This window comes from Flavobacterium urocaniciphilum, from assembly GCF_900110615.1.
GTDB lineage: Bacteria > Bacteroidota > Bacteroidia > Flavobacteriales > Flavobacteriaceae > Flavobacterium > Flavobacterium urocaniciphilum.
Window position 1 is genome coordinate 103287 of sequence record NZ_FOEI01000007.1, and the last position, 13964, is coordinate 117250.

Here is a 13964-nt window from a genome sequence, read left to right on the forward strand (position 1 = left end):
AAAATATTGTTTCAAAAACAAGCATCAGTATCGTCATGCTGTTTGCCAGTATATTTATCTACGCGCAAGATGTTCCAACAACTCCACCCGACTCAGTAAAAACAGGTCATAGTGTAGGTAAAATTGAAATTCCAAATCCAAAAAGTATATTAGAAGGTTACACCTATGATCCAGTAACCAATAGATATATTTATACCGCATCTGTAGACGGATTTAATATCGATTATCCTTTGATTTTGACGCCTGAAGAATATGAAAAATTGGTGTTAAAAGAAAGAATGCGTAAGTATTTTCAAGAAAAAACAACTGCCTTAGATCCTAAAAAAGGAACAGATGATGCTAAGCGAAATCTTTTACCAAGATATTATGTAAATTCTAAGTTTTTTGAAGCTATTTTCGGAGGTAATACAATTGACGTTAAACCAACTGGTTCGGTTGAAATTGACTTAGGAATTCGATTTTCAAAACAAGATAATCCTTCGTTTTCTCCAAGAAATAGAAAAACTACTGCTTTCGATTTCAATCAAAGAATTTCGATGGGTTTACAAGGAAAAGTAGGAACAAGAATGAACGTAAATATTAATTACGATACACAATCTACTTTTGCTTTTCAAAACTTAATTAAATTAGATTATACACCAACAGAAGACGATATTTTACAAAAAATTGAAGTCGGAAATGTGAGTTTTCCAATTTCCAATTCGTTGATTCGTGGTGCCCAAAGTTTATTTGGGGTTAAAGCGCAATTCCAGTTTGGGAAAACAACTTTTACGGGTGTTTTCTCTGAACAAAAATCGCAATCAAGATCGATTACTACACAAGGAGGTGGAACCATTCAAGAGTTTGATTTCTTCGCTTTAGATTACGACTCTGATAAACACTATTTCTTATCGCAATATTTTAGAAATAACTACGACAAAGCTTTGCGAAATTATCCAGTTATCGATTCTCGTGCACAAATTACAAGAATTGAGGTTTGGGTAACGAACAAACAAAACAGAGTTACCACTACAGATAATAATTTAAGAAATATTATTGCGCTTCAAGATTTAGGGGAATCGCAATTAACAGATGGTGTTACACCAATTCCAGATAACGAAGTGGTTGGTATCGATTTGGCTCTGAATCCAACATTTTTTGATGTTGTAGCCAATACACCTTCGGATAATAAAAATAATAAATTCAATCCGTTAGCGATTGATCAAGCAGGAAGTTTTTTAAACTCTGGAATTCGAGAAATTGCAACAGCTTCTCAAGGTTTCAATATCAATTCCAATCCAGCAAGTACTTTTTCCGAAGGAATTGATTATTCGAAATTAGAAAACGCAAGAAAATTATCCTCTTCAGAATATACCTTTCACCCTCAATTAGGATACATTTCCTTAAATCAAAAATTACAAAATGATGAGGTTTTAGCAGTTGCTTACCAATATACAGTTGGTGGTGAAGTGTTTCAAGTAGGGGAATTTGCTAATGATGGGGTTGAATCTACAACGGTTAATACTTCTGGAGTTCCAACAACTCAGGCTTTAATTTTAAAAATGTTAAAAGGAAGTTTGATTAATGTAAGTGAACCAAGTTGGGACTTAATGATGAAAAACATCTACCAAATTCCAGGTGGAAATCAATTACAACAACAAGATTTCAAATTCAATATCTTATATCAAGACCCTTCGCCTTTAAATTACATAACGCAAGCCGGAATTGATCCACTTACTCCAGCAGTTGAAAATACAACTTTATTAAAAGTATTTAATTTAGATAAATTAAATTTTACGAACGACCCTCAACCAAATGGTGATGGATTTTTCGATTTTTATCCAGGATTAACTGTAGATACACAATACGGTAGAATTATCTTTACTACTGTAGAACCGTTCGGTAAACATTTATTTGAGAAATTAAGATTAAATGGTGCTGAAAGTTATGATGGTGGTACTTATAATACGAACCAATCGAAATACGTATTCAGAACCTTATATAAATCTACTCAAGCTGCAGCTTTACAAGAAAGTGCTAAAAATAAGTTCAAGTTAAAAGGTAGTTTCAAATCTACTGGTGGCGACGGAATTCCATTAGGAGCGTTCAATGTGCCACAAGGAAGTGTTGTGGTTACTGCCGGTGGAAGAATTTTAGTAGAAGGAGTAGATTACACCGTAAACTATCAAGCAGGTAGAGTTCAAATTTTAGATCCAGCTTTATTAGCCTCAAATACACCAATTCAAGTTTCTTTAGAAAACAACTCGGTATTCGGACAACAAACAAAACGTTTTTATGGATTGAATGTAGAACATAAATTCAACGATAAATTCTTAGTTGGTGGTACTTTCTTAAAAATGACAGAAAGACCATTTACGCAAAAATCAGATTACAATCAAGAATCAGTTAACAATACAATTGTTGGATTAAATACTAACTTCTCTACAGAAGTGCCATTCTTTACAAGATTAGTAAACAAATTACCAAATATTGAAACAGAAGCTCCTTCTAATTTATCATTCAGAGGAGAATTTGCTTATTTGTTTCCAAATGCACCAAAAACATCAAACTTTAATGGAGAGCCAACTTCTTATATTGATGATTTTGAAGGTTCGCAATCTAATATCGATTTAAAATCGCCATTATCTTGGTCGTTAGCTTCAACCCCAATTGGTTTTGGTGGGGAATTAAACGAAGATGATTTAACGTATGGTTACAAAAGAGCGAAATTATCTTGGTATAATATCGATCCTGTGTTTTATACCAGTCCACCATCAGGAATTGATGATAACGATTTATCGAGTAACAAAACGAGAAGAATTTTTAGTCAGGAGTTATTCCCAAATATTGATATTCCACAAGGACAATCCAATGTTATTAGTACGTTAGACTTAACTTACTATCCAAAAGAGCGTGGACCGTATAACTATAATCCAGTTACGGCTTCAAATAATCAATTCCCTGCAATTGATGCTCCAAATAACTGGGGTGGAATTATGCGTGCCATCAATACTACCAATTTCGAACAATCAAATGTTGAGTATGTTCAGTTTTGGTTAATGGATCCTTATACTGGAAATGTTGGTGATGCTGCTAATAACACCAATACTGGTACTTTAACGATTAACTTAGGAGAAATTAGTGAAGACGTTTTAAAAGATGGTAGAAAATTATACGAAAATGGTTTGCCAGAAAACGGAGGAAGTCAACCAACAGTTGATACCAACTGGGGTAAAGTTCCTGCTTCACAATCTTTAATTTACGCTTTTGATACAAACGAAGGAAATAGAACAGTTCAAGACGTTGGTTTAAATGGATTGAATGATTCTGAAGAAAAAGTAGAATATCCTGCTTTTGCTGGATTGGGAGATGCTTCTGCTGATAACTACAATTACTATTTAAATACTTCTGGAACTATTTTAGATCGTTATAAAAATTATAATGGTTTAGAAGGTAACTCGCCAATTACTGTTACAGATACAAATAGAGGAAATTCAACTTTACCAGATGTAGAAGATATTAATAGAGATAATACGATGAATACTATTAATGCGTATTATAAATTTAATATTCCAATTTCTCCAAACCCAGTTGTGGGTCAAAATTACGTTTCGGATGTAATGGTTACAACACAAACAATGGCAAACGGACAAACAACGCCGGTTAAATGGGTTCAATATAAAATTCCAATTTTAGAAGCTACAGCTGCAAACATTGAAGGACCGATTACCGATTTTAGAACCATTCGTTTTATGAGAATGTTCTTATCTGGATTTAGTGAAGATGTAACTTTACGTTTCGGAACATTAGATTTAGTTCGTGGTGAATGGAGAAGATATGTGAATTCATTAGATGCAAATGACTTAAATGTTTCTGATGATGATACAGGATTTGATGTTGTTGCAATTAACATTCAAGAAAATTCAAACAGAACGCCAATACCATATGTTGCGCCTCCAGGAGTTGATAGAGAGCAATTGTACAATAATAACTCTGTTATCAATCAAAACGAACAATCTTTATCGTTAAGAGTGTACAAAAAAGATCAAGGATTACCTGGATTAGGTGGTTTAGAAGAAGACGATTCTAGAGCTGTGTTTAAAAATGTAAACGTAGATATGCGTCAGTATAAAAAATTACGTATGTTCTTACATGCAGAAGCATTAGAAGCGGATGCAGTTGGAGACAGACTTCAAGATGATCAATTAGTGGCGTTTATTCGTTTTGGTAACGACTTTACCGATAACTTCTACCAAGTGGAAATGCCGTTAAAAGTCAGCCAATTTACGGCTCGATCTGCAGATGATGTTTGGCCAGCAGAAAACGAAATCGAATTACCATTGTCGTTATTAACACGAATTAAAAGTTTAAAAATTGCTGGTGATGGTTCTATAGTTCCGGATGTAAACGGAATTGCTTTCTTAAATGAAAGCGATTTAGGTTCAGGAAACGATAGAATGAATATTGGAATTAAGGGTAATCCAAACTTTGGTTTAATTAGAACATTAATGGTCGGATTAAAAAATCCAGATCCAGCCGCTACAGGTCCGCTTCGTGGAGAAGTTTGGTTTAACGAACTTCGTATGTCGGATATGGATAACAAAGGAGGTTATGCTGCAGTGGCAAACTTAGATACCAACTTAGCAGATTTCGCAACGTTCTCGGCAACTGGAAAATTAAGTACTATCGGTTTTGGTGCCTTAGAAGAAGGTCCGAATGAAAGAAGTAGAGAAGATGTAAAACAATATGATATCGTTTCTAATTTAAACTTAGGTCAGTTATTGCCTAAAAAATGGAAATTAGTTTTACCGTTCAATTATGCAGTTGGAGAACAAATTATTACTCCGAAATACGATCCTTTATATCAAGATTTAGAATTGAAAGAAGTATTGAATGCTACTTCAGATCAAGCTAAAAAAGACGAAATTGAAAACCGAGCAATCGATTATACAAAAAGAACAAGTGTAAACTTTATAGGTGTTAAAAAAGAAAGAGCGGAACAACAAAAAGCACGTTTTTACGATGTAGAAAATTTAACTTTATCGTATTCGTTTAATGAAATGTTGCACCACGATTTCCAAGTTCAAAACTTAATCGATCAGCAACAAAAATCGAGTTTAGATTATGCTTATTCTTTCAAACCAATGTCTATTGAACCGTTTAAAAAGAATAAGTTCTTTAAGAAAAATGGCTATTATAAGTTGTTTAGCGACATGAACTTTAACTTCTTACCAAGTAATATTTCATTCAGTTCAAACATCATGCGTCAATTTAATCGTCAACAATTTAGATTAATAGATGTTCAAGGAATTGCAATTGATCCATTATACAGAAGAAATTATTTCTTCAATTATCAGTACGGAGTAAATTTCCCTATTACAAGATCGTTAAAAGTTAATTATACAGCTGCTAATAATAATATTGTTCGAAACTATTTCGATTCAAATAAAAACCCAATTAACGAATTAGACATTTGGGATGATTATTGGAATTTTGGAGATCCAAACACGCATAATCAACAATTATTGGTAAATTATGATCTACCAATTAATAAAATTCCTGTATTGAGTTTTGTAAAATCATCTTACGTTTATACAGGAGATTATAGCTGGCAACGTTCTTCAGATGCTTTTGCTACTTTTCAAGCATTAGACGGAACAGTTTATCAATTAGGAAATACAATTCAAAATGCTAATTCGCATAAAATTAATGCGGCTTTAGACATGAATACGTTCTATAAATATATTGGTTTAACAGCTAAAAAACAGAAAAAACCTGCGGTGCCTAAAACAGCTCCAAAACCAGGAGAAAAAGTAACGAATACAGTTCCAAAACAAAATCAAACTGAAGAAAGAAGTGGTTTTGCCAAATTCGGAATCGGATTGTTAACTTCTGTAAAAAATATTCAAGTTAATTATACCGAATCAGGTGGTACTTTATTACCGGGATATTTACCAGGATTAGGATTCTTCGGAACGTCACGCCCAACTTTAGGATTCGTATTTGGAGACCAATCGGATATTAGATATGAAGCGGCTAAAAGAGGATATTTAACAAGTTATCCTGAATTCAACCAAAGTTTTACGCAAATAAAATCTAAAAAATTAGATTATACGGCGATGGTGGAATTGTTGCCTGACTTCAAAATTGATATTAATGCAGAACGAAATATAACTGAAAATTATTCGGAACAATATGATGCAATAGATGGAAATTACCAATCGAGAGCGCCATTCAACACTGGTAATTTTAGTATTTCTACTGTAATGATTAAAACAGCATTTAAAGCTAGTAACGAAGATGAATCTGAAATTTTCGACAGATTCCGTAAGAACCGTTATGCAATGGCAACTCGTTTAGCGGAACAATATTACGGAACTTCAGCTTATGCGTTAGATGCAGATGGTTTCCCTGATGGATTTGGAAAAAATAGTCAGCGTGTATTAGTGCCAGCATTCTTATCTGCATATACTGGGACAAAAACATCTTCCGTACAAACAGGATTATTTTCAAATTTCCCATTACCAAACTGGACAGTTAAGTATACAGGTTTAATGAAACTTAGTTGGTTTAAAGATAACTTCAAACGATTCTCTATTCAACACGGTTACCGCTCTAGTTATAGTGTTAATGCGTTTAGAAGTAATTTAAATCCTTCGGTAAGAGATCAAAATGATAATATTTTTGCAGATGTAATTACATCAAATGTGAACTTAACAGAGCAATTTAATCCATTAGTAAATATAAATTTCGAATTGAAAAACTCGTTTAACATTATGGCTGAAGTTAAAAAAGACAGAAGTTATAACATGAGTTTCGATAATAACTTATTAACGGAAGTACAAGGTAACGATTATACCTTACGTTTAGGATATAGAATTAAAGGAGTTGAAATCAATTCGAAATTAGCAGATAATGCACAAGGAGTTATTAAGAGTGATATTAATTTAAAAGCCGATTTTACATTACGTAAAAACATGACAATCGTTCGTTATTTAGATTACGATAATAATCAATTAGGAGGTGGGCAAAATATTTGGAACTTTAAATTAACTGCCGATTATTCGTTTAGTAAGAATTTTACAGCTATTTTCTTCTATGATCATCAGTTCTCAAAAGCGGTTATTTCAACAGCATTCCCGTTAACGAACATTCGATCTGGATTTACACTACGCTATAATTTCGGAAATTAAAAAATGAAAATTTATAGCAAATTTTAAGAATATCAATTACATTTGTCAAAAAATATAAAACACAATTATTAAAATGAATATACCAGCAAATTTAAAGTACACAAAAGACCACGAGTGGGTATCTATTGATGGAGATGTAGCAACTGTAGGAATTACTGATTTTGCTCAAAGAGAATTAGGAGATATTGTTTATGTTGAAGTAGAAACTTTAGACCAAACTTTAGATAAAGATGAGGTTTTTGGAACTGTTGAAGCGGTTAAAACAGTATCAGATTTATTCTTACCATTAAGTGGTGAAATTATTGAATTCAACGACGATTTAGAATCTAATCCTGAAACTGTAAATTCTGATCCTTATGGAGCAGGTTGGATGGTTAAAGTAAAAATTGCTAACCCAGCTGAAGTTTCAGAATTATTATCTAGTGAAGATTATACAGCACTTATCGGAGCATAAATTATTTAAAGTATTGGCCGTTATTTGGACCATTACTATTTTGTATTTATGTTTATCAGATTCGCCTAATGTTCCTAATTTTAAATTGCCCTTTAAAGACAAAATAGTTCACTTTAGTTTCTATTTTATGTTCGTTTTTTTATGGGTTAAAAGCTTCGAAAACAAAACTTTTAAAAAAGGTTTAATCGTTTTATTTCTTGCCATACTTTTAGGAATTAGTATAGAATTTTTACAAGAAAATTTTACAGTACATCGAACTTATGATAATTACGATATTTTAGCCAATACACTTGGCGGCTTATTCAGCTTTTTACTCGTAATTAAGTTTCATCTGATAAAAAACTAAATAAAAATCTCACTTTATGTGAGATTTTTTTATTTTTACCGATATTTGAATACCATGAACATTAAAGCTTATTTAGATTCCACGTATTTGAAAACTGCTCAGCAGGCACAGCTTTCCGAAAAGGAAAACAACAAAATGATAGAAAACTGCATTTTGGAAGCCATTAAAGAACAGTTTAAATTGGTTATGATACGACCAAATAAAGTGGCTATGGCTAAAAAATTACTAGCCGAAAACGAATCTAAAGTTTTAATTGGTACAGTAATCGGTTTTCATGAAGGAACCAATACCATCGAAGAAAAATTAGCTGAGGCTGAAAAAGCCATCAAAGATGGCGCAGATGAATTGGATTTTGTAGTCAATTTTGAAGCGTTTAAAGAAGGTGAAATTGATTTAGTAAAGGTTGAGGTTTTAAAAGGTACTTTTTTAGCTTTACAGCACCATAAAACCGTAAAGTGGATTATTGAAACCGCAGCTTTAAACGGAGCGCAGATTATTCAACTAACCACACTTATTAAAAATGTTGTGGTAGCTAATTTCAAAGAAAATGAATTTGAAAGAGTATTTGTTAAATCGTCAACCGGATTTTATAAAACCATTGACGGCTCACCAAACGGAGCAACCATTCCGGCTATCATCGCCATGTTAGAAAATGCATGTCCGTTACAAGTGAAAGCTTCAGGCGGAATTAAAAATCAAGAAGAAGCGTTAGAAATGATAAAACTAGGTGTGAAACGCATCGGAACTTCATCAGCGAAAGCTATTTCTGAAGGTTTAGAATCGGAGGGAAGTTATTAAGAGCCAAGTAGAAAAAAGAGTCAAGTAAAAAGGGAAAAGTTAATAGGCATAAAGCATAAGTATAAAGATCAAGTAAAAATTTAATTACTAAGCGTATTTGTAAAAGATTGCTTCGTAAACTCGCAATAACATGAAAAAAATAATAAGCACTATTGTATTTCTATTTTCAATAACTGTTTTCTCGCAAAACAATACTGAAAAATTACCACAATTTGAAAATTGTAAAACCAAGCCAGAAGACGAAACTTGTTTTTTTGCAACCATTCAAGATCATTTCAAGCAAAATTTCAATAAACAATATACTGCTGAAAAATCTACAATTATTGCACTTTTTGCAGTGGATACAATAGGGAAGTTCGAATTACTTTACATCGATGCTGCTTCAGAAGAAATTAAAAATGAAACCAAACGCGTTTTTTCAACTTTACCCGTGGTTACGCCATCCACATATAATGGTAAACCCGTTTATGCAAAATATACATTAAAAGTAAATTTTCCTTTTTCTGACGATGAACGAGCAGGTAAAAAATCGGAAACCGCTTATCAAACAGAAAAAATTACGGCTCAAACCGAACTTACCGAATATGATGATATCAAATACCATGCGTTTGAAAATCCACAATTAAAAAGCGGATTAAACATTCCGTTCAATCATCAAAAATATGCCGAATTTGAAGCCTATTTAAATCAGGTAGGAGCAAACAGTCATACTGCTGAAAAACCATATTCATATAGAGATGTTGCAAAGTATTATAACTTTGAAAAACAATATCAAGCAAAGTATAAAAAAGCTTCTTCATGGTGGGGAAGAAAATTTTGGAATGAAAATTTAGTAGAAGTTCAAGGAGATGGCTACTGGTTTTTATTCAACCCAATTTTAGATATTCGTGGAGGAAAAGACTTCGATAGCGAATTAAAAAACACCTTTGTAAATACGCGAGGAGTAAATATTCAGGCAGGTTTAGGAAAAAACATCACTTTTACTACATCTATTTACGAAAGTCAAGGTCGATTTGCCGATTACTATAATGCTTATGCGGTGAGTTTAAAACCATCTGGAGGAAACCCAGGAACGATTCCGGGAGTAGGAATTGCGAAACAATTTAAAGTAGATGCCTTCGATTTCCCAATGGCAGAAGCTAATATTAAATTTACAGCCAATCAGTTTTTTGATGTACAATTAGGATATGGAAGAAACTTTATTGGAGACGGTTACCGTTCGGTAATTCAAGGAGACGCTACTAGTCCGTACCCGTTTATTAAATTCAACACTACTTTCTGGAAAATTAAATATACCAACACGTATATGTTTTTACGTGATATTACACCAGAAAACACAGCTGAAAACACCTATGCATCTAAATACATGGCGAACCACTATTTAAGTTGGAACGTAACAAAAAGATGGAACTTAGGTTTGTTTGAAAGCGTAGTATGGTCGAATACTAACGGAAGAGGTTTCGATCCGAACTTTATTAACCCAATTATTTTCTATAGATCCGTTGAATTTGCATCGTCGCCAAAATCGGGGAATGCTTTATTAGGATTAACATCTAAATACAAATTTAACAGCCAAATTATGGCTTACGGACAATTTTTAATTGATGAGTTTTCGGTGGGCGATGTATCTAAAGGCAATAAAAGTTGGAAAAATAAATTCGGTTACCAAATTGGAGCTAAATATTTCAACGCCTTCAATATTGAAAACTTAACGCTACAAGCAGAATACAATATTGTTCGTCCGTATGTATATTCACACAGTGCAACACTTACCAATTATACGCACAACAACCAAAGTATGGGACATGCTTGGGGGGCGAATTTTAAAGAAATTATCGGAATTGCGCGTTATAACAAAAACAGATATTTTGCTCAGGCTAAATTAATTTACGGACAAAAAGGGTACGATTATACAGACGGAACCAATAACTTTAACTATGGAGGTAACTTGTTTATTCCGTACGATAGCGATGTAAATCCGCGTCCGTATGATGAAGGTGCTTTTGCCGGACAAGGAAATACGACAACCATTTTAATTGGCGATTTCACAGCAGGTTATATTATCAACCCAAATTCAAACTTAAAAGTATTTGCTAACGTAATTCATAGAAGTTTCGACCCAACGAAAACATCGGCTACTTTTGAAAAATCGAATACTACTTGGTTGTCTGTAGGTATTTCTACTGACTTGTTTAACTGGTATTTTGATTATTAGAATAGTGTTTTACTAACGAAATAAGACCTGACAAGTTTTTGAAACCTGCATGGTCTTTATACTAGATGAAAAAATTTTTGAGATACTTTATTTGCATAGTTATAGCTTTTATTATAAGCTGGCTTATGTATTTAATTACCTTTTTGTTTATTGAATATGTAATGCCTTCTAAAAGATATAATGAAAATGGAGAACCAGAATTTGTTATGCCTACTCTTGCTATTTTAGGTGGATTTATAATTGCAATTTTAGTTTTTATTTTTACAAGTAGAAAGTTAAATACTATGCTTAAAAATAAAGTGGATGGAAAAGTATAATGTTACTTCATTCAAACTCATTTAACCCGTATAAAATTTCTTTCATTTTGGTGCCGTTAATTTCTACAGGTTTATAGGCGATGTTAAATTTGTCTATGGCTAAGTCTATGTCTGTTTTTAGTTTTTTGTATTCTAATGGGAGTTTGGTTTCACATTGTTTTTCGTTTTCATAACTATTCAGTATTACTTTAAATTTCTCATAAAACTTTCCGCCCTGATCTATAAAGTTATTATACATAGTAATAAATTGAAGTAATCTGTCAATAGGGAATTCTAAATTCACTTGCATTTTATACTGTTGAGTTCCAGTTGTTGTTTTCATTTTGGATAAATATTCTTCCATTTTTACAGTTACATTTTCCCAATCGTCGTTAGTTCTACATTGTTCTAATGTGGTAAAATAATTTATAGGTTTTGTATAATCTTTAAATAAGAGTTCAATTTCACTTTTCATCTTATCATTACTTTTTTGTAAAAAAGCCGTTTCAAAATAAATAGTATTTAAATCATTTTGCATTCGTAAAGTAAAATCTAAAACACATTCGATGTTCATTAATTCTTTTTCCTTTTCATCTTTAGAAAGGGATGAATTTAGCATATTCGTAAATGTTTGTATTACAGATACAATGGTATTGGTTCCTAAAATAGATGTTAAATCTAATCCTGTTTTTTTGTCTTTTTTAGAACTAACTAAGTTTTTTAGTTTTTCAAATTCAGGATATTGGTTAGGATTTGAAATTTTATTTATTTCATTAAAAGTCCTTATTGAAGAAAAATGATGGTCTAAACTCAATACTTTTTCATACAGGATTTTAATTATTTGTAACCCTTTAATGTATCTAATTTTAGATATATCACTTGTATTATCTTTTTTTAATTGGAGTAAATCATAATTAAGTTTATCCTTTTCAATTAATAAATCAATTTTCTTTTTTCTTTTTTTTGTGGTGAAGATTGAGTTGTTAATTTCGTTTAATCTTGCCAATTTACTACTAATTAAAATTTCATATTTTAAATTAATTGTATGTATTTCATCATGTAATTCTGAAATAATCAAATTTGGATCTTTATCAATAGTATTTGAAAAAGAATAATTGCAAATGAATATTATAAAATATCTAATTAATAGTTTTGGCATATATAGATTAAATTTTATTTGTCAATTTTAATATTATAATGGCTTTGTTTTCTATAATTTTAATTGGATATGATTCTTTTAAAATGATTGAATTTTGTGGATTAATTTCTAATAGTTTACAAGTTTCAATTTTTAATTGAAAATTGTAATCTTGCCTAAAGAAAAAAGTATCTGACTCAGAAATATATTGAATTTCTTTACCAAAAATATTCTTTTGTTCATCAATTGTTAATTCCTTGATATTAATTACAAATAGAAGTTCATTTTCTGTAATTTTTTGAAGTGAATATTTATTTGAAATTTGTTTTGAATTAGGATTAGTTTCAATGGTGCAAAAGCTTAACCCACCATTGCAATCTTTTCCTCTTATATCTATGTTTAATGAATTGTAAATTGTTTGAGAATAAGAATATATAGATAAGAAAAATAATAGTAAACTTAGTTTTTTCATATTGATTTATTTAAAGGATTAATTTATTAAAAGCGGTAAAAACTTACCGCTTTTAAATCTTAACTAAACAAAAAAAATAGATTAATAAAGTGAATAAATAAAAAAGATCCATTTAATGTTTATATGGCATATAATTGATTATTGTTTTTTGGACTGGATCTTTTTGTTAACAAACCACATTTAAACTCTTATTAATCTTCAAATCCAACAGGATTAGATTTGAAGATTGGTTTTTGAAGTTAAAGTGCTTAATCAATAATTTTATAGCCTAGTTTTTGTAAACTGTCTTTAATTCCTATAAAGTGTGCTTTACCATAAATTATGGCAATTTTTGATTTTTCTTCTTTTAGTATGTGAGATATGACGCTATTGTTTCTTTCTGTTTTCATTAATTCATCATAAATTTTTGTGTCTGTCTTAGTATTGCACGTAGATTTGTCATAAAATTTTGTTTCATAATCACATGGTTCAAGTATTATTTTACCATATTTATCTTCATATATTTCTAATAATTTTTCTACAGTTAAATCAGAATTTATTGCATTTTTTTGTGAAAGACCAAATTCTGTATAAGTCGGTTGTTTTATTAAATTTTCTTTTATTTTTATTCCTTTTTCTTTAAATAAATTTAAATAATCAGAATTTAAGTTTTTAGAGACTAATGGACTGCCTAATACTTTTCTAAATTTATAGGATAATTCAATTAAAGCTATTGAATCTTCTTTAGTTAAATTTGTTTTACCAGCAAATTTTGAACTGATTCCTTCAATGTAAAATAAGTAATCTTTCTTTAATAAGGAGTCTACTTTTAATTTTACATCATTATAAAACTCTTCTTTTCCTATATGATGCATTCCAAATAATACTATTTCTTTATCACCATTAGATATTTTTTCTAATTTTAATTTTTTGTCAAAAACACCTACTCTTTTGAAGTATTGGTTAACTAAGTATGATTTACAAGAAACTGAAAGTGTTAAAATAATGAGGAATTGTATGATTTTTTTCATTTATTAAAGTTTTTATTGAATTTTAATAACAGGTGTTTATGTGAAAACAAACACCTGTTTAAA

Annotated in this window: 9 protein-coding genes; 6 read left to right on the top strand and 3 right to left on the bottom strand. The window is 31.0% G+C overall.

Annotated features, from left to right (window positions below):
- The first annotated feature begins 35 nt into the window (after nucleotides 1-35).
- The 6 genes from sov (at nucleotide 36) to BMY86_RS11435 (ending at nucleotide 11302) form a co-directional block, all read left to right on the top strand.
- Entirely contained in the window at nucleotides 36-7172 is a 7137-nt protein-coding gene (gene sov / locus BMY86_RS11410; protein WP_091469435.1) for a T9SS outer membrane translocon Sov/SprA, read from the top strand.
- 73 nt (nucleotides 7173-7245) lie between these two features.
- Nucleotides 7246-7626 (top strand): glycine cleavage system protein GcvH, encoded by a 381-nt coding sequence (gene gcvH, locus BMY86_RS11415; protein WP_091469438.1) that lies wholly within the window; start codon nucleotides 7246-7248, stop codon nucleotides 7624-7626.
- Complete coding sequence (locus BMY86_RS13220; protein ID WP_143065656.1) at nucleotides 7595-7972, top strand: VanZ family protein; 378 nt, start codon at nucleotides 7595-7597, stop codon at nucleotides 7970-7972. The genes gcvH and BMY86_RS13220 overlap by 32 nt, the downstream gene beginning before the upstream one ends.
- A 54-nt stretch (nucleotides 7973-8026) precedes the next feature.
- Nucleotides 8027-8770 (top strand): deoxyribose-phosphate aldolase, encoded by a 744-nt coding sequence (deoC, locus tag BMY86_RS11425; RefSeq protein WP_091469443.1) that lies wholly within the window; start codon nucleotides 8027-8029, stop codon nucleotides 8768-8770.
- Between the two features lie 130 nt (nucleotides 8771-8900).
- The gene (locus BMY86_RS11430) at nucleotides 8901-10985 is read left to right on the top strand and encodes a gliding motility protein RemB (protein ID WP_091469445.1); all 2085 of its coding nucleotides are present in this window, start codon (nucleotides 8901-8903) and stop codon (nucleotides 10983-10985) included.
- 125 nt (nucleotides 10986-11110) lie between these two features.
- The gene (locus BMY86_RS11435) at nucleotides 11111-11302 is read left to right on the top strand and encodes a hypothetical protein (RefSeq protein ID WP_091469448.1); all 192 of its coding nucleotides are present in this window, start codon (nucleotides 11111-11113) and stop codon (nucleotides 11300-11302) included.
- A 7-nt stretch (nucleotides 11303-11309) separates the two neighbouring features.
- Here BMY86_RS11435 and BMY86_RS11440 read toward each other — a convergent pair whose 3' ends face one another.
- The 3 genes from BMY86_RS11440 to BMY86_RS11450 all read right to left on the bottom strand — a co-directional run bounded on the left by BMY86_RS11440 (nucleotide 11310) and on the right by BMY86_RS11450 (nucleotide 13901).
- On the bottom strand, nucleotides 11310-12440 hold the full coding sequence (locus BMY86_RS11440; RefSeq protein ID WP_091469450.1) for a hypothetical protein: 1131 nt from the start codon (nucleotides 12438-12440) through the stop codon (nucleotides 11310-11312).
- A gap of 7 nt (nucleotides 12441-12447) precedes the next feature.
- Nucleotides 12448-12891: a hypothetical protein gene (locus BMY86_RS11445; RefSeq protein ID WP_091469453.1), complete on the bottom strand. Its 444-nt coding sequence runs from the start codon at nucleotides 12889-12891 to the stop codon at nucleotides 12448-12450.
- Nucleotides 12892-13139: 248 nt separating this feature from the next.
- Entirely contained in the window at nucleotides 13140-13901 is a 762-nt protein-coding gene (locus BMY86_RS11450; RefSeq protein ID WP_091469455.1) for a hypothetical protein, read from the bottom strand.
- Nucleotides 13902-13964: the final 63 nt, after the last annotated feature.